Origin of the sequence: Ectothiorhodospira sp. PHS-1, from assembly GCF_000225005.1 — a bacterium.
Lineage (GTDB): Bacteria > Pseudomonadota > Gammaproteobacteria > Ectothiorhodospirales > Ectothiorhodospiraceae > Ectothiorhodospira.
Window position 1 is genome coordinate 149,244 of sequence record NZ_AGBG01000001.1, and the last position, 22,258, is coordinate 171,501.

A 22,258-nucleotide genomic window follows, 5' to 3' on the forward strand; every position below is an offset into this window, starting at 1 on the left:
GGCAGGGATGTACCTGCTCACGGGAGGGTGTTGTCAGCCGTGTTGCCTTGACCGGCTGTGTCATCAGGCCATCTGCTTTTCCTTGATCTCCTGCAGGGTCTTGCAGTCGATGCACAGGGTGGCGGTGGGGCGGGCTTCCAGGCGGCGGATGCCGATTTCCACGCCGCAGGCCTCACAGTAACCGTAGTCGCCGCTTTCGATGTCCTTGAGAGCCTCGTCGATCTTGCGGATCAGCTTGCGTTCCCGGTCGCGGGTGCGCAGTTCCAGGCTGAATTCCTCCTCCTGGGTGGCCCGGTCCGCCGGGTCGGCAAAGTTGGCGGCGTCTTCCTTCATGTGGCCCACGGTGCGGTCCACTTCTTCCATCAGGTCCTGCTTCCAGGCCAGCAAAATGGTGCGGAAGTGATCCTTCTGGGGCTTGCACATGTACTCCTCGCCCTCGGCCGGCTGGTAGGGGGTGATACCCTGACCTGACTGGGAAAGACTGCCGGAACCGTTTGGCGTACTCTTGCTGGAGGCCATCGCTCGCAAACTCCTGAGTGTCAAAAGGCGAGTCTAGATACCAGAGAATCGTCCCGGGCGCAAGCAAAAGGCCGAACGGCCTGCCCGGCCGAGCCATGAAAACGATGATCACCACCGGAGGCAGCATGTCTGATCTGAAGGCCCTGATATTCGATGTGGACGGTACCCTGGCGGATACGGAGCGGGATGGCCACCGTCCCGCCTTCAATGCCGCCTTCCGGGAGATGGGACTGGACTGGGACTGGACCGTGCCGCTCTACGGGCGGCTGCTGCAGGTGGCCGGCGGCAAGGAGCGGATCCGCCATTACCTGGATGCATTCGCGCCCGAATTCACGCCGCCCGCCGACCTGGACCGGTTCGTCGGTGATCTGCACGCCTGCAAGACCCGGCACTTCGTGGCCATGCTGGAGCGGGGGGGCATCCCCCTGCGGCCAGGGGTTTTGCGGCTGATCGAGGAGGCGCGCTCGGCGGGGTTGTTGCTGGCGATCGCCACCACCACATCACTGACCAACGTGGAGTCCCTGCTGCGGGCCAACCTGGGAGAGGCATCGCTGGACTGGTTCCGGGTGATCGGGGCCGGCGACGTGGTGCCGGCGAAGAAGCCCGCGCCCGATATCTATCATCACGTGCTGGGGCGCCTGGGTCTGTCGGCCCGGGACTGTGTGGCCATCGAGGATTCCGCCCAGGGGCTGCGGGCCTCGCGGGGAGCGGGGATTGCTACGGTAATCACGGTGAGCGGATATACGGTGGAGGATGATTTTTCCGGGGCCGCCGCGGTGCTGGAGCATCTGGGGGAGCCGGAGACGCCCGGGCGGGTCATCCAGGGGCAGGGGCCCGGGAACGGGGTGGTCGATCTCCGTTATCTGGATGCCCTGCTTCCCTGACCAATCATTCCACCCGACACCACAGCCGTCCCTGGGCAAGGCGGGCTTCCAGTCGTTCACCGGACTTCACCTGCTCCGGGGCGCGAATGGCCTGACCCTCGGCACTGAGCAGGATGCTGTAACCCCGGCCCAGGGTGGCCAGGGGACTCACCGCATCCAGGGTCCGTGCCTGCAGGGATACCCGGGCGTGCAGGCGTTCCAGGCGCAGGGCCATGGCCCGCTCCAGGCGCAGGGATAGATCCTGTTGCCGATGCACCATGCCGGTCAGGCGGGTCCGGGGAGAACACTGCCCCAGGCGGGTCCACAGATGGGTCAACTCGATGCGTTGCTCCCGGAGCCGCCGGGCCAGGGCCTGGCGCAGTCTGGATTCCAGTTCATCCAGGCGCTGGGCGCGGGCCTGCAGGCGCCGTTCGGGATGTTGGTGCCACAACCGTTGTTCCAGGGCCTGCAGTCGCTGACTGCGTGCCTGCAGTCGGCGGGAAAAGCGTTCACAGAGCAGCCGCTCCAGCTGATTCACCCGCTGCAGCAGTTCACGGCCGTCGGGACTGACCAGTTCGGCCGCCACCGACGGGGTGGGTGCGCGCTGATCGGCGGCAAAATCGGCGATGGTGATATCCGTTTCATGGCCGATACCGCTGACCACGGGGATGGCGCAGGCGCGGATGGCGCGGGCCACGATCTCCTCGTTGAAGGCCCAAAGGTCCTCCAGGGAACCGCCGCCCCGGGCCAGGATCACTACGTCACAGTCGCCGCGGTCCGAGGCGGCTGCCAGGGCCGCGGCGATGCGAGGCGCTGCCGCGCTCCCTTGCACGGGCACCGGGTAGATCATCACCGGTAGCGCCGGGAAGCGGCGCTTGAGGACCGCCAGGATATCCCTGACCGCCGCGCCGGTGGCGGAGGTGATCACCCCCACGCGGCGGGGAAACCGGGGCAAGGGGCGCTTGAGGGCGGGATCGAACAGCCCTTCCGCCTCCAGTTTGCGGTGCAGGGCCTCAAAGGCCCGTCGCAGGGCGCCGTCACCGGCTTCCTCCAGGTGTTCGATGATGAGCTGATAATCACCTCGGGGTACATAGAGACTGACCCTGGCCCGGGCCAGTACCTGCATGCCGTCCCGGGGGCGAAATCGCACCCCCTGGGCCCGGTTGCGGAACAGGGCGCAGCGCACCTGGGCCCCTGCGTCCTTGAGTGAGAAATACCAGTGGCCGGAGGCGGGCCGGGCCAGATTGGACAGTTCCCCTTCCACCCACAGCAGGGGGAAACCACTCTCCAGGCGCCCCTGTACTGCCTGATTCAGACGGGAGACGCTGTAGACCTCTTTTTCCGTTGACGGCTCGGGCAAGGCAGGCGCTCCGTGGTGGATGAAAATAACCGGGAACCATGCCACGTAAACCGGCATCATATCTAGTCCCCACAGGCCTGGTCGGGTTTACCCCGTCCGGGTGCCTCTCTATAATTGTCCGATTCACCAATACCTCCCCCCGAGACATATCATGCGCATCGTCCAGGAAGCCCTCACCTTCGACGACGTCCTCCTGGTCCCCGCCCATTCGGCGGTGCTACCCAGAGACGTGGACCTCACCACTCGCCTCACCCGCGACATCACCCTGAACATTCCCCTGGTCTCCGCTGCCATGGACACGGTCACCGAGGCCCGTCTGGCCATCGCCATTGCCCAGGAGGGGGGCATCGGCATCGTGCACAAGAACATGAGCATCGAGGCCCAGGCCCAGCAGGTGCGCCTGGTCAAGAAGTACGAGAGCGGTGTCATCAGCGATCCCATCACCGTCACCCCGGACACCAGCATCCGTGACGTACTGGCCATTACCCGCGCCAATTCCATCTCCGGCGTTCCGGTGGTCAAGGGTGTCGATCTGGTGGGTATCGTCACCAGTCGTGACCTGCGCTTCGAGACCCGCATGGACTCCCCGGTGTCCGAGATCATGACGCCCAAGGATCGTCTGGTCACCGTCCGTGAAGGGGCGGGCAAGGAAGAAGTCCAGAATTTGCTGCACAAGCACCGCATCGAAAAGGTACTGGTGGTGAACGATGCGTTCCACCTGCGGGGCATGATCACCGTCAAGGACATCCAGAAGTCCACCGACTTCCCCAGTGCCTGCAAGGACGATCGGGGTCGTCTGCGGGTGGGGGCGGCCCTGGGCGTGGGCGCCGGCACCGAGGAACGCTGCGCCGCGCTGGTGGAAGCCGGGGTGGACGTGGTGGTGGTGGATACCGCCCACGGCCATTCCCAGGGCGTGCTCGACCGGGTGGCCTGGGTGAAAAAGACCTATCCGGAGGTCCAGGTCATCGGCGGCAACATCGCCACCGCCGAGGCCGCCCGTGCCCTGGTGGCGGCGGGGGCGGATGCGGTGAAGGTGGGCATCGGCCCCGGCTCCATCTGCACCACTCGCATCGTGGCCGGCGTGGGTGTCCCCCAGATGACCGCCATCGACAATGTGCGCCAGGCCCTGGAAGGCACGGGGGTGCCTCTGATCGCCGATGGTGGCGTGCGCTTTTCCGGTGATTTTGCCAAGGCCATCGCTGGCGGCGCCCACAGCGTGATGTTGGGCAGCCTGTTTGCCGGGACCGAAGAGGCGCCCGGTGAAGTGGAACTCTATCAGGGCCGTTCCTACAAATCCTACCGGGGCATGGGCTCCCTGGGCGCCATGCAGCAGGGCTCCTCGGACCGTTATTTCCAGGAAAGCAGCGGCGTGGTGGACAAGCTGGTGCCGGAAGGCATCGAGGGTCGCGTCCCCTACAAGGGCACCATCGTGGCCATCATCCATCAGCTGGTGGGGGGGCTGCGTTCCTCCATGGGCTATGTGGGCTGCAGCAACATCGACGAGATGCGGACCCGTCCCGGTTTCGTGCGGGTCACCTCGGCGGGGATGCGTGAGAGTCACGTCCATGACGTGACCATCACCAAGGAAGCCCCCAACTACCGGATGGATTGAAGAACATGCCCCTGTCTGCCCCGGATATTCACGCCCATCGCATTCTCATCATCGATTTCGGCTCCCAGTACACCCAACTCATCGCCCGGCGGGTGCGGGAGTCCGGGGTCTATTCCGAGATCCACCCCTGGGATATGGACGCCGCCGCCGTGCGCGACTTCAACCCCAGCGGCATCATTCTCTCAGGCGGTCCGGAGTCCGTGATTGAAAGCGATCCGCCCCGCGCTCCCCAGTGCGTGTTCGAACTGGGGGTGCCGGTGCTGGGCATCTGCTACGGCATGCAGACCATGGCGGCCCAACTGGGCGGGCGGGTCGAGAGTTCCGATCATCGGGAGTTTGGCTATGCCCAGGTCCGGGCCCACGGTCATACCCGCCTGCTGACGGACATCGAAGACCACACCAGCCCCGAAGGCCATGGCCTGCTGGATGTCTGGATGTCCCATGGTGACCGGGTCTGCGCCCTGCCGGAAGGTTTCTCCCTGATGGCCTCCACGGACTCGGCCCCCATGGCCGGCATGGCCGACGAGGCGCGTCGTTTCTACGGCGTCCAGTTCCATCCCGAGGTGACCCATACCCGTCAGGGGCAGCGCATCCTGTCCCGGTTCGTCCATGATATCTGCGGTTGCGAGAATCTCTGGACCGCCGGCAACATCATCGATGACATGATCCACCGGGTGCGGGAGCAGGTGGGGACCGATGAGGTCATCCTGGGCCTCTCCGGTGGCGTGGATTCCTCCGTGGTGGGTGCCCTGCTGCACAAGGCCATCGGCGACCAGCTCACCTGCGTGTTCGTCGATACCGGCCTTTTGCGTCTCCATGAAGGGGACCAGGTCATGGCCACCTTTGCCCGTCACATGGGCGTGCGGGTGATCCGGGTGGATGCAGAAGCCCGCTTCCTTGAGGCCCTGGCGAGGGAGTCGGACCCGGAGGCCAAGCGCAAGATCATCGGTCGCCTGTTCGTTGAGGTCTTTGACGAAGAGGCCGCCAAGCTCAAGAATGCCCGCTGGCTGGCCCAGGGCACCATCTATCCCGATGTGATCGAGTCCGCCGGTTCCAAGACCGGCAAGGCCCATGTGATCAAGTCCCACCACAACGTGGGCGGTCTGCCGGAGACCATGAAGATGGGTCTGGTGGAGCCGTTGCGGGAACTGTTCAAGGACGAGGTGCGGCGCATCGGCGTGGAACTGGGGCTGCCGTCGGAGATGGTCTACCGGCATCCCTTCCCGGGGCCGGGGCTGGGGGTGCGCATCCTGGGCGAGGTCACCAAGCCCTACGCGGACCTGCTGCGCCAGGCGGATCACATCTTCATCGAGGAACTGCGTGGTGCCGGCCTGTATGACCAGGTGTCCCAGGCCTTTGCGGTCTTTTTGCCGGTGAAATCCGTCGGCGTGATGGGGGACGGTCGTCGCTATGACTATGTGGTGGCCCTGCGCGCCGTCGAGACCATCGACTTCATGACCGCCCGCTGGGCGCACCTGCCCTACGACTTCCTGGACAAGGTCTCGCGGCGCATCATCAACGAGGTGAAGGGCATTTCCCGCGTGGTCTATGACATCTCCGGCAAGCCGCCGGCGACGATTGAGTGGGAGTGATTCCGCTGGAAGGGCCGGGCTCTACATGAAGATCCGGCTCACCTGTTCCATGGCTGCCTGATCGGCATCCCAGTGCAGGGTAGGATCTTCGGGAGTGCAGCCCAGGCGCCTGAGTGATGGAACACTCAGGCGATCCACCTTGGCCAGGCGATGGCCGGTGGACTGATAGCTTTCGATGTTGGCGGCCTGGACGATGTCCACGTAGTCGATGGGGGCGTCGTCGCCGGGGTCCCGTTTCAGGTTGTCGTGCTCGGCCGCCACGTCGATCATCTGCTGATCAAAGTTCCAGGCCTTGAGGATGGCGCGACCCACGCTCATGTGCAGGCTGGCGATGATCATGTCCAGGTACTTTTCGTTTTCCACGATCACGTCGATGTTCTTGGCCTTGTTCAGGATCGGGATGACACCGACATCGTGGACCAGGCCGGCCAGCAGGGCCACTTCCTGATCCAGGTGCCGGTACTGCCAGGCCAGCAGTGAACTGAGGATGGCCACTTCCACGCTGTGGTTCCAGAGCGCTTCCATGCGGCTGCGAATGCCGCGATGCCCGGTGTTGAAGACGTCCCGCATGGCCAGGGTCAGTACCACGTTCTTGGTTTTCTCCAGGCCCAGCCGGGTGATGGCCGACTTGATGGTGGTGCAGCGACTCAGTCCCCGGTAGATGGGGCTGTTGGCATAGCGGATCAGTCGCGCCGCCATGGCGGTATCCCGTGCCACCACGGCGGTGATTTCGTCGATGGAGCTGTCATCCCGGTTGATGGTGAACAGTGCCTGGATGGAGATGTCCGGCAGGGTGGGAATCTGGATGCCGTTGTTCTGCAGGTCCTGGCGCAGGTCGCTGATGAACTCGTCAACGATTTCTTTGGGGTCGAGACGCTTGTTCACGTGGGGCAGGGGCGGGAGAGTGACAAGGGTTTCCAGTATGACATAACTGCGCTCCAGGCGCGTACGGGGTGACGATGGGCGAGGAACAGGATCGATACTGGATGACACGGGCGCTGGCACTGGCCGACCGGTCCGGCGACGAGGGAGAGGTCCCCGTTGGTGCCGTGCTGGTCAGGGACGGGCATGTACTGGGGGAGGGCCGGAATCGTCCGATCACCCAGTGCGATCCCACTGCTCATGCGGAGATCCAGGCCCTGCGGGCCGCGGCCCTGGCGACGGGGAATTACCGTCTGCCCGGCACGACGCTTTATGTGACCCTGGAACCCTGCATCATGTGTCTGGGGGCGATGGTGCATGCGCGGGTGGAGCGGGTGGTGTTCGGTGCCCATGACCCCAAGACTGGGGCGCTCGGTGGTGCCGCCGATGCATTGGAGTTGCCGCTTTATAATCATGACCTGACGGTAACGGGTGGGGTGTTGGCGGATGTCTGCGGTGAGCGTCTCAGATCTTTCTTTCGCGCTCGCCGCAAGTCCGGGGACGCTACTGGTTCAGGACAGTCACAATCCCAGGGGTAAGATCTCCAGTGGGTCCGGCGGCTGGGGCATTGGCACGGGTTCCAGTGGCGATATCTGCTCGCGGCCCTGCTCTGGGGTGGTGAACCAGGTGAGGATGTCGTAGAAGCCCCGGATGTTCTGCACATACTGAACCGGTTCCCAACCCCTGGCATAGCCGTAGCGGGTATTGCGATACCAGCTGGGCTGACTCAGCAGAGGCAGATGCTCCATGACATCGATCCACCGATCCGGATCCTTGCCCTGTGAGCGGGTGATGCGCCTGGCGTCATGCAGATGGCCCATGCCGACGTTATAGGCCGCCAGGGCCATCCAGGTGCGATCCGGTTCCTCGATGCCCGCGGGCAGTCGTTCATGCAGGTTGGTGAAGTATTCAGCACCGCCGAATACCGACTCCCGTGGGTCGGTCCGGTCCTGGACGCCGAGCTGGCCGGCGGTCGCCAGGGTCAGCATCATCAGTCCGCGAACCCCGGTTCTGGAGACGGCGTTGGGGTTCCAGTGGGACTCCTGATAGCTGATGGCGGCCAGCAGTCGCCAGTCCATGTCAAACTGCTCCGCGGCCTCCCGGAACAGGGGTTCGTAGCGGGGCAGACGTTCGCGAACACGGCTCATGAAAGTGAGTATGCCGGGGTAATCCAGCACTTCCATGTGGCCGTAATGCCGCTCCAGCAACTGGGCCAGCCGGCCATCGGCGGCGTATGTCTCGAAGAAGTGCTCCGCAGCCCGGATCAGGGTTTGGTCTTTGTGGCGGGGGAAGGCCCAGGCCAGGAAGTGGGGCTCGGACAGGTCCATGGCCGCCCTCAGCTCCGGGTAGAATCGGCGCAGGGAAGTCAGTTCGATGGAGTCGGCGACGGCCAGTGTCCTGTCACCTGCCCAGACCTGCCTGAGCAGTTCCGCCGGCGTGATGTCCGTGACTTCCTCCCAATGGAGGTTCGGGTATCGCTGTCTGAGCGTCCGAAGGATTTCTACATGGCTGCTGCCGGCAATGACTGCCACTGGATGCTGTTGCAGTTCACTCAGGGATTCGGGAGCAACTTCGCCGTTGCGATGGACCACCTGTGCCGTGACCTGATGGTAGGCAGGGCCGAACCTGACTTCGCCAAGACGGGCGCGTGTCACCGTGATGCCGGCTGCCGCCATGTCCGCCCGGCCGTTGGCCACCATGGGCAGGATCTCGTCGAATCGCTCGGGAGTGAGCAGTCTGAGACGGACGCCCAGACTGTCGGCAAAGGCGGTGGCCAGGTCATATTCCAGTCCATCGGAACCTTCGGAGTTCGGCTGGTAGGTGGTGGTGCCGATGCGAGTGACCACCACCAGCTCGCCGCGCGCGAGCACCCGCTCCAGTTCCGTCATCGGCCGTATGAAGGCAAACAGCAGAACCAGCGTCAGCAGCAGCACAAAGGCAAGCGCTTCCAGGCGCTGGTTGAGCGTCCAACGGGGGCGGCGACGTTTCAAGGGCTTAAAAAAAATTTGTAATCAGCTATCATAACCCACTTTACCGTCGGGCCGCACCGGGATGTGGTCGTGCCCTGTGGGTAGCTTTTCGACCGTATTGGAGAGGTGCCGGAGTGGTCGAACGGGGCGGTCTCGAAAACCGTTGTACACGCAAGTGTACCGAGGGTTCGAATCCCTCCCTCTCCGCCAATCAATCAAGCAGTCCCATCACCCGGCAAGGTTTTCGTGTATCGCGACCTTGCCGGGTTTTTTTTGCTCCTCTTGCCGGGTGGCGCCTCATGCTTTAGCCCTCCGCCCATCCGTTGGTTCTGAATCGGTGTTGCTATGCACTACAATCCTCGATGAGTGCTTCAGATCCTGAAAAGGAACCCCATGCCCCCAAAAAAAGATGCCTTTCCCGACCCAGCCCCGGATACCGCGACCAGGACGGACAATGATGCCGACGATGCGGGTATGGCGGAGGCCATGGATCAGGAAATGATCCGTAGCGATTTCTGCGGTCATGTGGTGGGTATCGGTGCGTCGGCCGGTGGACTGGAGGCCTTGGAACAGCTCTTTGATGCCATGCCTTCAGGCTCGGGGGCCGCTTTCGTGGTGGTCCAGCATCTGTCTCCCGACCACAAGAGCCTGATGGCCAACTTGCTGGCACGCCATACCAGTATGCCGGTGGTGACCGTGCGCGACGCCATGGAGATCGAGGCGGAAACCATCTACCTGATCCCACCGGGCAACCTGATGACCATTTCCGAGGGCCAGCTACGGCTGAGTCCGAAGAACCCCAAGGCGCTCTCCCTGCCCATCGACCTGTTCTTCTCTTCCCTGGCGCGGGAGTTTCGGGATCGTTGCATCGGTGTGATCCTGTCCGGTACCGGATCGGACGGCACCCGAGGGTCTGTGGCCATCAATGACGCCGGTGGTCTGTTGCTGGCCCAGGATCCCGAGGATGCCAAGTTCGACGGCATGCCCCGCAGTGTCATCGCCACCGGTCTGGTGGACGAGATCCTGCCGGCGGAGACCCTGGGGCGACGGATCAAGGATCATATCCTGCAAAAACCGGAAACCCGGGTGGGGCCGCCGCCAAGGACTGTCTCGGACCTGGATATCGGCTCTGCCCTGGAGGGCATCTTTCACTTGCTGCACAACCACGGTGGGGTGAATTTCCGGGACTACAAGTCGGCCACGGTGCTCAGACGTATCGAACGCCGCATGCAGGTGCGTCATGTGCGGGATTTCGAACATTACCTGGAACTGCTGGAGAATGATGCCGGCGAGGTGTCGGTGCTGCGCCGCGAGATCCTCATTCCGGTAACAAATTTCTTTCGTGATCCGGAAGCCTTCGACACCCTGGCTTCCAAGGCGGTGGAACAGATCGTCCAGCAGGCTTCCGGATCCCATCCCATCCGGGTCTGGGTGGCGGGCATGTCCACCGGTGAGGAGGCCTATTCCATTGCCATCCTGTTTGCCGAGGCCTTTGATCGCGCAAGGCGCTGGCCGGACATCAAGATCTTCGCCACGGATGTGGAGCAGAAGAATGTGGATGCCGCCAGCGCCGGCACCTTTTCCGAGGCCATCATGGCCGAGGTGTCGCCCGAGCGGCTGGAGCGCTTCTTCATCAAGCGGGGTAGTCATTTCGTGGTCAAGCCGGACCTGCGCCAGACCCTGGTCTTTGCGCGCCACAACTTGCTGGAAGATCCGCCGTTCACGCGCATGGACATGGTGACCTGCCGCAATGTCCTGATCTATTTCGTGCCCGGCGCCCAGGAACGAGCCCTGCGTCGGCTCCAGTATGCCCTGGCGCCGGGGGGCTATCTCTTTTTGGGCAGCAGCGAGTCCCTGGCGGGACTGAGTCCGGACTTCACCCCGGTGAGCAGCAAGCACAAGCTGTTCCAGATGCTGCGCAGTACCACCCTGCCGCTGGAGCCACATTCCGGCTCCGCGCTTTTGAGTTCACGTGGGCCGGCGTCAAGTCGGGGACGACGTCTGGGGGCACAGCCGGGACGCAGCCTGGATGCCTCCGCCATCGATGCCGCCCAGCAATTGCTGCTGCGTGACCATGCGCCCCCCAGCATCCTGCTGTCGGAAGGCATGGAACTGGTTCATATCTTCGGCCAGGCCCAGCGCTATCTGCACTTCCCCTCCGGGAGCATTTCGCTAGAGATATCCAAGCTCTTGCCGAACGGCATCGTGCCGGTGGCGCAGGCGCTGTTGCGGCGTGCCGCCAAGAGCCGTGAGCTGGTCCGTTCCGAAGCCAGTACCTTCCGGTTGCCTGACGGATCCTCGCAGCGGTTGTGCATCTCGGCCCAGCCGCTGGCGGGGGATGATCGTAATGTCGTGTTCATGCTGCTGTCCTTCGAGCCCCAGGATGTCGGCAATGCCGGTGTGACGGATGGCGCCCCGCCACTGGATGTGAATGCGGAGGCGATGGAGCGCATCCAGTCATTGGAGCAGGAACTGGCGGCGACCCGGGAAAGTCTTCAGGCCACCATCGAGGAACTGGAAGCATCCAATGAGGAGCTTCAGGCCACCAACGAAGAAATGATGGCCGCCAACGAGGAGTTGCAAAGCTCCAACGAGGAGTTGCAGTCCGTCAACGAGGAACTCTATACGGTCAACGCGGAAAACCAGGAAAAGATCCAGATCCTCAATCGGCTCAATGCCGACCTGGACAGCATGGCCAAGGCGGCATCCATCGCCACCCTGTTTTTGGATGAGTCGATGCGCATCACCCGGTTCACGCCGGAGGCCACGCAGATCTTCAAGATCCGGGATGGGGATGTGGGGCGTCCCATCGATGATTTCACCCATTCCCTGGATTACCCGGATCTCATGCATGATCTGCGTCACAGTCTGCGTGAAGGCCGGATGCAGGAGCATGAGGTCAGTTCGGAGTCCGGACGCCACTATCTGCTACGCATCCTGCCCTATACCCTGCAGGGGGCTTCCACCCGGGGCGCGGTGATCACCTTGGTGGATATCACCTCCATCCGGGATGTGGCCCTTTTGCAGGCGGTACTGGACTCCCTCGATCACCATGTGGCCGTGATCGACAACGACGGTGTCATCCTGATGGTGAACAAGGCCTGGCGCACCTTTGCGGAAAGAAACGGCGACCGAACGCTCAATGGCTCAGAAGTCGGTGCCAACTATCTGGATGCCTGCAAGTTGGGGGATCCGGACAATCTGGATTCACCCTATGCACTCAAGGCATTACAGGGTTTGCATAGGTTGCTCAAGGGGGATCTGGATGGCTTCAGTTTCGAGTATCCTTGCCATTCCGCAGACAACCAGCGCTGGTTCCTGATGCATGCCGGGAAATTGTGTCATCCGGATGGCGGCGCTATCGTCAGTCATCTGGAGATTACCGACTGGATCCTCAGTCAGGGTCAGGGACCAGCCCAAACCCAGGAGTCGTAGCCGCGGAACGGCTCAGTGTGTCCGGTGCTTCTGGTCCTTGATCCGCTCTCCCCATTGCGCGGTTAGATCCTCGGCGGGCAGGGGTCTGCTGAACAGGTAGCCCTGGCCCGACAGACACCCCTCCCGGAGCAGGAATTCGACTTGCCGTGTCTCCTCGATGCCTTCCGCCACGGTCTCCAGTCCCAGGCTTCTGCCCAGCCCGATGATGGCCCGGACGATGGTTTCGTCACTGGTGCCCCCTCCCACGTCACGAACGAAGGACTGGTCGACCTTGATCCGGTCCAGGGGCAGACGTCTGAGATAGGACAGGCATGAATAACCAATGCCGAAGTCATCCACCGCCAGCCGCACCCCGAGCGACTTGAGTTCCTGCAATGTGCTCAGGGTCTTTTCTGGGGCACGCATGATCAGGGATTCCGTCACTTCCAGTTCCAGGCAGTGGGCGGGGAGGTTGAAGTCGCTCAGCGCCCGGCGTACCTGAATGACCAGGTTCCCACGCTCCAACTGCTGCACTGAAAGGTTGACGGCCACTTGCGGCACAGGCAGACCATCCCGACGCCATTGATGCATTTGTCGGCAGGCTTCCCTGAGAACCCAGTTGCCGATTTCACCAATGATGCCGATGTCTTCCGCCAGCGGGATGAAGTCCGCGGGAGAGATCATACCCAGGTCAGGATGCATCCACCGCACCAGGGCTTCCACTCCCTGAAGGTGCCGGGTACTCAGGTCGATCTGAGGTTGATAATGGAGTGTCAGTTCGTTGCGGGAGCAGGCACCGCACAGGGCGGCTTCCAGCTTGAGTCTTTCCAGTACGCCGGCGGAAAGATCGGGAGCGAAGAAGTGATAGTCGTTGCGACCGTCATTCTTGGCCTGATACATGGCCAGGTCGGCGTGCTTGAGCAGGGTTTCGGCGTCCCGCCCGTCCTCCGGGTAGACAGCAACGCCGATGCTGGCGGTGACCACCACTTCATGCTCATTAAGTTTGATCGGATCCGACAGCACGGCGAGGATCTTCTGGCACAGAGTCTGAATGTTACTGCTGGAGGCATCGTTTTCCAGCAGTAACACGAATTCATCGCCGCCCAGTCGTGCCAGCGTGTCCGAGGCACGTACATTGTCCGCCATGCGCCTGGCAACAGTCTGCAACAGCAGATCGCCCTGATTGTGCCCCAGGGTGTCATTGATGGTCTTGAAGCGGTCCAGGTCGATGAACAGCAGGGCCAGGGTATCACCTTGCCGTTTCACCTTGCGCAGGCTGTGGCTGAGGCGATCCTTGAACAGAGCCCGGTTGGCCAAGCCGGTGAGAGGGTCGAAATGGGCCATCAGCTCCAGTTGTCTCTGGGCTTCCTTGACCTGGCCGATGTCGCTGAATACGCCCACGTAGTGCGTGATTTCGCCTTGGTCATCCCTGACCACGCTGATGGTCAGCCATTCGGGATAGAGGGTGCCGTCCTTGCGCTTGTTCCAGACCTCGCCACGCCAGTTGCCGGAGTCATGGAGTTGCTGCATCAGGACTTCGTAGAAACTTTCGTCGTGTTTACCCGACCTGAGCAGGGCGGGTGTCTGACCGATGGCCTCCTGGGCTGAATATCCGGTGATCTCGGTGAAGGCCGGGTTGACCGCCACGATGCGTCGTTGCACGTCCGTGACCATGATCCCTTCCGCCGCTGCCTGAAATACCCGGTCTGCCAGGCGCAGCCCCTCTTCGGCACGGATTCTCTCGGTAATGTCATGCACCACGGCATGGAGCAGATCCTTGCCCCTGACCTGGATCATGCCGGTATAGATCTCGACCTGTCGCAATTCGCCATTGGCCAACCGATGGACGTCCCTGATGGGGTCCTGCCTTTCCCTGGACAGCGGATCCGGGAGGATCCCCGTTTCCGCGGAGGGGTGTGTGGTGAGATCTGAAAAATGTCGTTGTGCCAGTGCGATCCGTTCCCAGCCGTAGAACTGGCAGGCACCGGGGTTGGCATCCACGATACTGCCGTCTTCGGGGTCGATCAGCAGCATCACCGAGTGACTGTTTTCGAACAGGCTGCGATAGCGGGATTCGCTTTCCTGCAAGGCGGTTTCGGTGGCCCGTCGCTTCTGTTCCAGTGCCAGGTGCTGGAGGGCATAGGAAAAGTCCTCCGTGATGTCCTGTACCAGGCGATCGATCTGCGGGGTGAAGCTTTCCGCCGTATCCGACATGAAGCTGGCCATGCCCACCAGGCGATATTCCCGCATGAGCGGGTAATGCCCGAAGGTATGAATGCCGTTGCGTCTTGCCCAGGTCTGCCACAGGGGCGGGGCATCCGGGGCGTCACGGTGGGCATAGATATACGGCTGGCGGTTGATGGTTTGCCAAGCTTCCATCAGAGGCATAGAGCGGCATTGCTGCGGCGTGAGGCCGTTGAATGACTTGGGCTCTGGGTCCATCCCCGGTTCGGGGCAAAGGCTGATGACACAGGCGTTGAAGCGGCCGTAGTCCACGGCGATACGCGTCAGGTTGTCCAGCAGCAGCTGTTCATCCTCGATGCGCACGATGGCCTGATTGACTGCGCTCAGAGTGGCATAGAGCATGCTGATCTGTGCCACCTGCATTTCTGCCCGCTTGCGCTCGGTGATGTCTCGATTGACCCCTCTTCGCCCCTGATACTCACCATTCTTGCCGATGACGGGCTGGCATTCGTGCTCGATCCAGCGCACTTCACCATTGGCATGAAGGATGCGCAATTCCATGTTGCAGTGGGGTTCCTGGGCACGGCAATGCCGGAGTTTTTCCTGATGGGCAATCCAGCGGGAGAGATCGGCGGGGAGCAGGATCTGGTCCATCATGCGGGGGTTGTCCATGAAGGCTTCGGGCTGATGGCCGCTGATCTCAAGACACCCCGGAGACACATATCGGTACTGGCCGTTCGCTCCCAGCCAGTAATCCCACACTGGAGAGTAGTCGGCCAGAATCTTGTAGCGGGCTTCACTTTCCCTGAGTTCGTCATGGGCCAGGGAGATTTCCATTTCGTGACGAATATGCTCCGTCAGGTCCACCACGGCGCAGACGAACTCATGGGTATTGCCGTCCCGGCCGGGGAGTCGGGCAAGGTGGAGTTCGGCCATGAAGGCGTCTCCATCGGACCGGATGAAGTTGATGTGCTCGACGATATACCGGCCCTTTTCTTCAGCCTGAAGCAGGGCTTGATGGAGTCGGCCTTCTTCCTCCTTGGGGATCAGGCGACGCAGGAAATAGCGACGCAGGTGACTGGTTCGCAAACCCAGCAGCTGGTGTGCCTGGTCGTTGGAGTCCAGGATCAGGCCGTGACGATCCACCACGATTGCGGCGATGGGAATGCCCGTAAAGAAGGCGGTATAGCGTTCCAGTGCCCGTTGGGTGGTGAGCTGTGCCTCCCTGAGTTCGGTATTCTGGATCTCTAGTTCCGCCTGATAGATCCGCAGTTTCTCGGTGATCTCGGCGAGGTTGGTTTCCCCTTTTTCCAGCATCTGTTGTGCCAGATCGAACTCACCCCGGCGCAGCGCCTCCTGGGCCTGTTCTCGGATGTGTCTGGCGTGTTCCGAAGTGCGTTCGTCTTTGGACATCGGCTGGCTGGGCTATCAGGGTTGTGAGCTGCATCACAGGATGGACCGTGGCATCATAACTCACCGCTGACCGGGTTTCCTTCATAATCAGTCCAGGCGCTTGGTCTGCTACTCCATGCTTGAGCACGTCTTACGGGTGCTCTGGCGCAATCTTTATGACACATTCCCACCGCAGGCCCAAGCTGATGAAGCCTTCCGGCATGATCTTTCCCGAGCCGAGGCCGGTCACCGATGACCGCTTCTTTCGTGACGCCCTGGGGCGTTTTGCCACCGGCATTACCGTGATCACCTGTCGTGATCCCGGCACTGGACAGCCCCAGGGCTTTACCGCGAACTCCTTCAGCTCGTTATCCCTGGACCCCCCGCTGGTACTCTTCAGCCTGCGCCGGGAGGCCCAGTGCCTGCCGGCATTCCTCGGCAGTGGCGCTTTTGCCGTCAATGTGCTGGCTCATGATCAGATGGAAGTATCCGCCCGATTTGCCTCCAGTGATCCTGATCGCTGGGCGGGCATCGAGCATGCCGTCTGGTCCACGGGGGCGCCGATCCTGCCGGAGATGCTGGCCAGCTTTGAATGCCGTACCGTGGCGACCCATGAAGGCGGCGACCATGTCATTTTCATCGGTGAGGTGCTGGCGCTGTCGACGCCCAGGGAGGCACCGCCGTTGCTGTATTTTCGCGGCGCCTATCAGACATTGAAGGTTTGAACATGGATTCGGTGAATCACTGCCGGGGGGGGCGAATTCCATGATTCAAGAGGCTGAACTGCAACGTCTGGCACTGTTCGAGCCGTTGACGACCGCGCAACTGGAGCGTATCCGCGGTGCCGCCCGGGAGAAGCGCTGTCTGGCCGGCGAGCCCCTGTTCTCACAGGGCGATGCTGCCCGCCATTTCTTTCTGGTGCGTCAAGGTGCCATCAAGCTGTTCCTGTTGTCCCGCGACGGGGATGAGAAGGTCGTGGAGGTGATACAGACCGGTCAGCTGTTTGCCGAAGCGGTGATGTTCATGGAACAGCGGCGTTATCCGGTGAATGCCACGGCCCTGGCGGACACGGAGCTCGTGATCTTCGATCATGACACCTTCCTGTCCCTGCTCGCCGAGACCCCCGATCTAGCCCTGAAGATGCTCGGCAGTCTGAGTCGTCGGGTCCACGGTCTGCTCTGCCACATCGATGAACTCACGCTTCACAACGCCACCTACCGCCTGGTGGCGTATCTGCTGTCGCAGCCCAGGGATGACGCCGGGGAAGTCCGACTGGATCTCCCCAAGCAGATCATCGCCTCGCGTCTGTCCATGAAACCCGAAACCTTGTCACGGATTCTGGCCCGGCTGAGGGCCCAGGCACTGGTGGAGGTATCCGGTGAGACACTACTGCTCAAGGATCGGGCAGGGTTGCGCCGTCTATTGGGCCAGGAGGTTTGAGTTCGGGTCGGCCCCTTGCATCACGGCACCTTCATACCGAACATGGTGCTGTCCGAGGAGTGTTTGGGAGCCGGAGATAATGCGCCGATTAACGCTGTTCATCCTGCTGCTGTTGCTGATGGTCGTCTTCACACCGTTCACTGGATGGGTGTTCTGGACGGAACGTAATCCCGATCTGGAACGGGAGTTCCGTATCACGGTCCAGGAACGGCTAGAAACCTGGTTTCCGGAGGCCATGTCCCTGCCGCCGGAACTGATCGGGTTCATCCCCCGCGGCAACGGTGGGGCGGCGAATGCTCCGGACGTCGTCCTGATTCACGGTCTGGACGAGCCGGGTGGAATCTGGGATGACCTGGTGCCCGAGCTGGAGGCGGCCTGCCTGACGGTATGGGAATTCCGTTATCCCAACGATCAGGCCATTGATCATAGTGCGGATCTGCTGGCCGATTACTGGGAAACGCTGGACGACGGGCGAGCGGTCATCCTGATCGGGCATAGCATGGGGGGGCTGATCATCCGGGATTTCGTGACCCGCCGGCGACACCCGGCGACGGCCGATGCGGAGATGCAGGGTCCTCCCGTGGGCGGCGCCATCCTGGTGGGGACACCCAACCAGGGCTCCGACTGGGCCAGACTGCGGGTCTGGCTTGAAGTGCGCGAATGGCTGGCGGATATCCCCGAAGGCCGCTTTTCCCTCTGGGCCGGTCTGCGTGACGGCACCGGCGCGGCCAAGATCGACCTGCGACCCGACAGTGAATTTCTGCGGGATCTCAACCGCAGACCCTGGCCCCCCGAAGTCCCGGCGCGCGTGATCGGTGGCCAGCTGACCGAACCCACCCCGGCGATGCGCGCCAGTCTGGATGCCCTGTCCGAGGAACTGGGTATCGAGGACCTGCCGGTCCGGGTCGAGGATTGGTGGTCCTCCACCGGGGAGTCCCTGGGAGACGGCGCCGTGCCGGTGGTCTCGCTGCCCTTCGAGGGTGCCCCGGCACCGGTGATCGTGCCCGCATCCCATCGGGGCCTGCTGGTGCGCATGCCCTTTACCGATCAGGAACCACCGGCGATTCCGCTGATAGTCGAGCAGTTGCGGGAGTGGGGCGGCGGTTGCGAGCGAGATCGAGGGTGAGCAGCTCAACGTCGAATCCGTGCGCTCGTTCATCGCCCGCAGGCTCGGCGTGGACATCGGTGCCTTGGCCCCGGTGGATCGGCACGTCGACGCTCGACGGCTTCGAGGGCAAACTCACCAGCAGCAAGTGGGCGGCCATTGCCAAGTGTTCGCCGGACACGGCGCTGCGCGACATCAACGACCTGCTCGCACGTGGCGTGCTGCGGAAATCGAATGCGGGCGGGCGCAGTACCAGCTACGAGCTGAACGATCTCCCGTAGTAACCGCGCGTGGTCCGGTCCGCTGTTCTTCTGCCTGAAGCCGTCGGCCAATCCCAAGCCTGGCACCAGGAAGGTCAACCTGACCACGCTGGCACCCGACATCGTCGCCGCCATCCTCGACGACACTCTGCCGAATCACATCAAGCTATTCGACCTGGCGGTCGATCCGCCGGCACTGTGGGATGAGCAGCGCGCGAGAGTCGGGCTCTGAGGTGGAGGCACCACCTCAGCTCAACATACCCTTGAGATCCTTGAGCATCAGGAACAGGTGATAAGGATCGGTCGGGCTGGGCTCGAATTCCCAGGACTCGTACCAGCGCCGCGCCGCATCGTCCTTGGCATGCACCAGCAGGCAGCGGATACCGGCGATGTCGGCGGCCTGCGCCGTGCGCAGTAGCGCGTCCTTGAGCAATGCCTGGCCCAGGCCTTTGCGCTGATGTTCCTTGTCCACCGCGAGCCGGGCCAGGATCATGACCGGCACCGGATGATGCGCCAGCCCCTTCATCACCCTCATTGGGGCGGCTTCCGGATCGACGCCGCCGACGGCGAGGCTGTAGAAGCCGAGCACCATGTCACCCTGGCAGCAGACGTAGGTCTGCGCGCTGTTGGCCTTCTGGCTGACGAGCGCGTAGCGCTGCAGGAACTGGTTCAGCGCGGCCTGACCGCAGTCGAACGCATCGATCTGATCCGTTGCTGCAAGCTTGCGAACGGGTGCATAGGGCGACGTCATTGCGTCGCCGGTCAACCCAGAACCCCGGGCTCACGCAGCAGTTTCTTCAGGCGCGGCTTGCTCTGCACCGGACGATCCAGCGCTTCCTGGAACGCCTGCCACTGCGCCTCGTCCAGCGCGAACTGGCGACGATCCGCCAGCGTCTGTGCGGCAGCCGTCACGCCCGCATCGAGCAGGAACTCGCTGACGTTCTTGTGGCAGGCGCGCGCGGCCTCTTGCAGCAGCTGCTTGACCGGCGCGCTTGCACGAACGTCAATGCGTTCGGTCTTAGAAAGATTCGGGGTGCTCATGGTGCCCCTCCGGAATTTGGATGCTTCCCATTGTAAGTGTCCGGACATCGTCCTGACAATAAGTCGTGTCACGAGTCTGTCGCAAGTTATCCGCCGCCGTGCCGGGCCACCACCTGACGACCCTTGTCGGTCAGGCGGTATTTCTGCTTGCTGCTGCGCGGCTTGTCTGGGATGGTCATTTCAATCAGACCGCCATCCAGAGCCGGGAGCAGATAGGCTTTGCGGAAATGCTCATCATCTTTCAGCCCGAGCGCCTCTTTGAGTTGTTGCCGGGTCATCTCTCCGGCAAGAACTGAGAGCAGTCGAACTTCCGGGGTAACTTCCCGGGTTACTTCCGGGGTCGAGCTGGTCACGGTATCCAGGATCATCCGCAACATGAAGGCGATAAACGGAGCGGAATCGGTCTTTTGGGTGCTTTCCTGAATAGCCTGGTAGTACTCGGCCTGGTGCTCGAAGATCAGGCTTTCCACCGGGATGTCGGCGAACAGGGGATTCCAGCGGGCCAGGATCAGGCTCTGCCACAGCCGCCCCATGCGACCGTTGCCGTCGGCAAAGGGGTGGATGAATTCGAACTCGTAGTGAAAAACCGAACTGGCGATGAGCGGGTGGGCATCAGTGGCGGCCAGCCAGCGAAACAGATCGTCCATCAGATGGGGAACCCGGTCGGCGGGCGGGGCCATGTGAATCACCTGCTGGCCTGCCATCACTCCCACACCGCCGTGCCGATACAGCCCTGTCTCGTCGATCAAGCCGGACATCAGAATCTTGTGCGCCTCCAGCAGGTCCTTTTCGTACACTGGCTTCCAGCTGTCGAACCGGTCGTAGGCGGCCAGGGCGTTTTTCACCTCCTGCACCTCGCGAGGCGGGGCGATGACCCGCTTGCCCTCCAGAATCGCGGTGATCTGCGCCTCGCTCAGGGTGTTGCCTTCGATGGCCAGCGAACCGCGAATGGTGCGGATGCGATTGATGCGCCGCAGCCGCAAGGCTCTCGCCTGATCGGTGAGCACGGTCAGCCGCCCGATGGCCTCGCTGATCGCGGCGACCCGGTTCAGGATCTCGGGGGTGATGGTGTAGGGTGGCTGATATTTCATGTTGCCTCCCTGGCTGCCTCTTCGATGCGGGAACTCGCGGAGGTCATGCGGTTGGTGATGGTGAATGCGGAGGCAAAGGTCATGGCGCGGCTCCCTCCTTTGCAATAGCATCAAACAGACCGACCCGCTGGCAGCCTTCGAGGAAGGCCTGTTTCAGGAAGTTGCTGTTGGCAACCGGTGATTTGGCGGTCTGTTGCTGAACGGTGGCAAGGGAGGCGTCCGGTGTGATGCCGTGGGCATCGCGCAGAATACGAAGCTGCTCCAGCCAGTCCTTGGCGTCACCGTCGCAGCATTTCTCCTTGTAACGCTCATTGATGCCATACGAAGGAGTCTACCAGAAACCGGGCCGGTCACGCCCAGTGGTGCGCGGTCGGCACTCCTGTTCTGGTGAGGTGAACAGGCAGGACAAGCACTTTCAGGATTGTGGGAGGGAGTGTGGGAACGAAAAAAGCCCCTTCCGTAAGCTGCTGAATCGGAAGGGGCTTTTCGTTTTGCTGGTGGTGGGGTGGCAGCCGGCGCCAAACCTATGTAACTCAGCGCCTTAGAACCGCTGCGAACTCCTGCGGAAAGGTGCGGAATCCAGCCCTTGTTGCCGGCAATCGTACCAGCTCCCACCTGCGGTTGGCATCAGCAACGCGCCCGAAACCAGCCGCCAGTTCGATTCCCATTTGCGGAATTGAACCCGCGTCCGCATGCACTCACCCGACGTTCGATCAGGCGGTGACGAACCGATCCCGAAATGCTCGTCGGCCCTGGTCGTAAGGCACAGGGTTGGTGGCGTGCGGGACCGGCGCGCTTCTGTCGCCGATGAGGTAATTGATCCGGTAGGTGCAGTTTCCGGAGGGGTGCAGCATTCCGCCAATCACCCGGTCGGGATTCAGGACCCGCTCCTGGATCAGACGATCCAGCACTTTCTGGACCTGCGGCCCGAGCCCGACGAACACGGCATCCCTCAGTTCCTCGACCTCCGCCGCGAAGTTCTCCAGCAGGTACTTCCTCAGCAAGGGGTGCTTGGTCATGTCGGGCGAGCCACGGTAATCGTCTTCCTTGACGAATACCGGATAGCGCAGGAGGGAGGTGGTCTGCACCAGGTGGCGCGACGTGGAGAACAGGTCGGCCGAATCGCCCAGACCGAGCCACTTGTGAAAGCCCCAATGGTTGAGCTGGTTGATAAGATTGCTCCGCAACGGCTCGCCACTGAACGCGCCGACGCTCTTGGCGGCCTGGATCGCCTCCGTTCTGGACTTGCCGGCTTGAAGCGCGCGCCGAGCCTCGTTGTTGGCATTGACCATCTGGGTGGGGCCCGGGGTGATCCCGACCAGAACGATCCGCGCACTGGGGTTGATGTACTCGAACGGCGCGTAATAGATCTTCACGTCGCCGCTTGCGTCCATCTGTCAATGGCCATCAGAAGCGACCCACCAGCGGTCAATAAAATTGACCCACCCGTGATCGTCAGCTGAGCGTTTTCTGCTTCAACCCTGGGGTATCCCC

At 62.4% G+C, this 22,258-nt stretch carries 17 protein-coding genes, 1 tRNA gene and 1 pseudogene; 10 read left to right on the forward strand and 9 right to left on the reverse strand.

What is annotated here, in order from left to right:
* Nucleotides 1–63 precede the first annotated feature (63 nt).
* The gene (gene dksA / locus ECTPHS_RS00675) at nucleotides 64–519 is read right to left on the reverse strand and encodes an RNA polymerase-binding protein DksA (protein WP_008930737.1); all 456 of its coding nucleotides are present in this window, start codon (nucleotides 517–519) and stop codon (nucleotides 64–66) included.
* 125 nt (nucleotides 520–644) lie between these two features.
* On the opposite strand from dksA, the gene ECTPHS_RS00680 reads away from it, so the two are divergent.
* Nucleotides 645–1,403: an HAD family hydrolase gene (locus ECTPHS_RS00680; RefSeq protein ID WP_141565207.1), complete on the forward strand. Its 759-nt coding sequence runs from the start codon at nucleotides 645–647 to the stop codon at nucleotides 1,401–1,403.
* Between the two features lie 4 nt (nucleotides 1,404–1,407).
* On the opposite strand, the gene xseA is transcribed toward ECTPHS_RS00680, so the two are convergent.
* Nucleotides 1,408–2,742: an exodeoxyribonuclease VII large subunit gene (gene xseA, locus ECTPHS_RS00685; protein ID WP_008930739.1), complete on the reverse strand. Its 1,335-nt coding sequence runs from the start codon at nucleotides 2,740–2,742 to the stop codon at nucleotides 1,408–1,410.
* A gap of 151 nt (nucleotides 2,743–2,893) precedes the next feature.
* Between xseA and guaB the strand changes: the two genes are divergently transcribed.
* A complete protein-coding gene (gene guaB, locus ECTPHS_RS00690) occupies nucleotides 2,894–4,354 on the forward strand; it encodes an IMP dehydrogenase (protein WP_008930740.1) in 1,461 nt (486 codons plus the stop codon).
* Between the two features lie 5 nt (nucleotides 4,355–4,359).
* Nucleotides 4,360–5,946 carry a glutamine-hydrolyzing GMP synthase gene (gene guaA / locus ECTPHS_RS00695; protein ID WP_040404658.1) on the forward strand — a complete coding sequence of 529 codons (1,587 nt, stop codon included), beginning with the start codon at nucleotides 4,360–4,362 and terminating at the stop codon, nucleotides 5,944–5,946.
* A gap of 21 nt (nucleotides 5,947–5,967) precedes the next feature.
* Here guaA and ECTPHS_RS00700 read toward each other — a convergent pair whose 3' ends face one another.
* Nucleotides 5,968–6,831, reverse strand: coding sequence for an HDOD domain-containing protein (locus ECTPHS_RS00700; RefSeq protein WP_008930742.1), 864 nt, complete (start codon nucleotides 6,829–6,831; stop codon nucleotides 5,968–5,970).
* Nucleotides 6,832–6,905: 74 nt separating this feature from the next.
* Here ECTPHS_RS00700 and tadA point away from each other — a divergent pair, with 74 nt between their 5' ends.
* Entirely contained in the window at nucleotides 6,906–7,406 is a 501-nt protein-coding gene (gene tadA, locus ECTPHS_RS00705; protein WP_050814176.1) for a tRNA adenosine(34) deaminase TadA, read from the forward strand.
* Here tadA and mltF read toward each other — a convergent pair.
* Nucleotides 7,389–8,858, reverse strand: coding sequence for a membrane-bound lytic murein transglycosylase MltF (gene mltF, locus ECTPHS_RS00710; protein WP_246828284.1), 1,470 nt, complete (start codon nucleotides 8,856–8,858; stop codon nucleotides 7,389–7,391). The genes tadA and mltF overlap by 18 nt on opposite strands.
* A 99-nt stretch (nucleotides 8,859–8,957) precedes the next feature.
* Between mltF and ECTPHS_RS00715 the strand changes: the two genes are divergently transcribed.
* Together ECTPHS_RS00715 and ECTPHS_RS00720 are read left to right on the forward strand one after the other, a co-directional pair.
* Nucleotides 8,958–9,047: transfer RNA gene (locus ECTPHS_RS00715), tRNA-Ser, on the forward strand.
* A gap of 183 nt (nucleotides 9,048–9,230) precedes the next feature.
* Entirely contained in the window at nucleotides 9,231–12,272 is a 3,042-nt protein-coding gene (locus ECTPHS_RS00720) for a chemotaxis protein CheB (protein WP_008930745.1), read from the forward strand.
* Nucleotides 12,273–12,284: 12 nt separating this feature from the next.
* Here the strand turns inward: ECTPHS_RS00720 and ECTPHS_RS13820 are convergent, their stop codons facing one another.
* On the reverse strand, nucleotides 12,285–15,848 hold the full coding sequence (locus tag ECTPHS_RS13820; protein ID WP_008930746.1) for an EAL domain-containing protein: 3,564 nt from the start codon (nucleotides 15,846–15,848) through the stop codon (nucleotides 12,285–12,287).
* A 155-nt stretch (nucleotides 15,849–16,003) separates the two neighbouring features.
* On the opposite strand from ECTPHS_RS13820, the gene ECTPHS_RS00730 reads away from it, so the two are divergent.
* From ECTPHS_RS00730 to ECTPHS_RS14915, 4 genes and pseudogenes are all read left to right on the forward strand, one after another.
* On the forward strand, nucleotides 16,004–16,552 hold the full coding sequence (locus tag ECTPHS_RS00730; protein WP_210386875.1) for a flavin reductase family protein: 549 nt from the start codon (nucleotides 16,004–16,006) through the stop codon (nucleotides 16,550–16,552).
* 40 nt (nucleotides 16,553–16,592) lie between these two features.
* The gene (locus ECTPHS_RS00735) at nucleotides 16,593–17,267 is read left to right on the forward strand and encodes a Crp/Fnr family transcriptional regulator (protein ID WP_008930748.1); all 675 of its coding nucleotides are present in this window, start codon (nucleotides 16,593–16,595) and stop codon (nucleotides 17,265–17,267) included.
* Nucleotides 17,268–17,346: 79 nt separating this feature from the next.
* The gene (locus ECTPHS_RS00740) at nucleotides 17,347–18,393 is read left to right on the forward strand and encodes a triacylglycerol lipase (protein WP_008930749.1); all 1,047 of its coding nucleotides are present in this window, start codon (nucleotides 17,347–17,349) and stop codon (nucleotides 18,391–18,393) included.
* Between the two features lie 92 nt (nucleotides 18,394–18,485).
* A pseudogene (locus tag ECTPHS_RS14915) lies at nucleotides 18,486–18,653 on the forward strand (cell filamentation protein Fic); the annotation flags it as partial.
* Between the two features lie 226 nt (nucleotides 18,654–18,879).
* On the opposite strand, the gene ECTPHS_RS00750 reads toward ECTPHS_RS14915, so the two are convergent.
* The 4 genes from ECTPHS_RS00750 to ECTPHS_RS00765 form a co-directional block, all read right to left on the reverse strand.
* Nucleotides 18,880–19,383, reverse strand: a complete 504-nt coding sequence (locus ECTPHS_RS00750) for a GNAT family N-acetyltransferase (protein ID WP_008930751.1) — start codon at nucleotides 19,381–19,383, stop codon at nucleotides 18,880–18,882.
* An 11-nt stretch (nucleotides 19,384–19,394) separates the two neighbouring features.
* Nucleotides 19,395–19,673, reverse strand: coding sequence for a DUF1778 domain-containing protein (locus tag ECTPHS_RS00755; RefSeq protein ID WP_008930752.1), 279 nt, complete (start codon nucleotides 19,671–19,673; stop codon nucleotides 19,395–19,397).
* An 86-nt stretch (nucleotides 19,674–19,759) separates the two neighbouring features.
* Nucleotides 19,760–20,764 carry a Fic family protein gene (locus ECTPHS_RS00760; RefSeq protein WP_008930753.1) on the reverse strand — a complete coding sequence of 335 codons (1,005 nt, stop codon included), beginning with the start codon at nucleotides 20,762–20,764 and terminating at the stop codon, nucleotides 19,760–19,762.
* A 713-nt stretch (nucleotides 20,765–21,477) separates the two neighbouring features.
* Complete coding sequence (locus ECTPHS_RS00765; protein WP_008930754.1) at nucleotides 21,478–22,158, reverse strand: hypothetical protein; 681 nt, start codon at nucleotides 22,156–22,158, stop codon at nucleotides 21,478–21,480.
* Between the last annotated feature and the right edge of the window lie 100 nt (nucleotides 22,159–22,258).

Bases quoted from the DNA above. Each gene is read 5' to 3' on its own strand.
- dksA (WP_008930737.1), bottom strand. From the start codon at position 519: ATGGCCTCCAGCAAGAGTACGCCAAACGGTTCCGGCAGTCTTTCCCAG.
- ECTPHS_RS00680 (WP_141565207.1), top strand. From the start codon at position 645: ATGTCTGATCTGAAGGCCCTGATATTCGATGTGGACGGTACCCTGGCG.
- guaB (WP_008930740.1), top strand. From the start codon at position 2,894: ATGCGCATCGTCCAGGAAGCCCTCACCTTCGACGACGTCCTCCTGGTC.
- guaA (WP_040404658.1), top strand. From the start codon at position 4,360: ATGCCCCTGTCTGCCCCGGATATTCACGCCCATCGCATTCTCATCATC.
- tadA (WP_050814176.1), top strand. From the start codon at position 6,906: ATGGGCGAGGAACAGGATCGATACTGGATGACACGGGCGCTGGCACTG.
- ECTPHS_RS00720 (WP_008930745.1), top strand. From the start codon at position 9,231: ATGCCCCCAAAAAAAGATGCCTTTCCCGACCCAGCCCCGGATACCGCG.
- ECTPHS_RS13820 (WP_008930746.1), bottom strand. From the start codon at position 15,848: ATGTCCAAAGACGAACGCACTTCGGAACACGCCAGACACATCCGAGAA.
- ECTPHS_RS00730 (WP_210386875.1), top strand. From the start codon at position 16,004: ATGACACATTCCCACCGCAGGCCCAAGCTGATGAAGCCTTCCGGCATG.
- ECTPHS_RS00735 (WP_008930748.1), top strand. From the start codon at position 16,593: ATGATTCAAGAGGCTGAACTGCAACGTCTGGCACTGTTCGAGCCGTTG.
- ECTPHS_RS00740 (WP_008930749.1), top strand. From the start codon at position 17,347: ATGCGCCGATTAACGCTGTTCATCCTGCTGCTGTTGCTGATGGTCGTC.
- ECTPHS_RS00750 (WP_008930751.1), bottom strand. From the start codon at position 19,383: ATGACGTCGCCCTATGCACCCGTTCGCAAGCTTGCAGCAACGGATCAG.
- ECTPHS_RS00755 (WP_008930752.1), bottom strand. From the start codon at position 19,673: ATGAGCACCCCGAATCTTTCTAAGACCGAACGCATTGACGTTCGTGCA.
- ECTPHS_RS00760 (WP_008930753.1), bottom strand. From the start codon at position 20,764: ATGAAATATCAGCCACCCTACACCATCACCCCCGAGATCCTGAACCGG.
- ECTPHS_RS00765 (WP_008930754.1), bottom strand. From the start codon at position 22,158: ATGGACGCAAGCGGCGACGTGAAGATCTATTACGCGCCGTTCGAGTAC.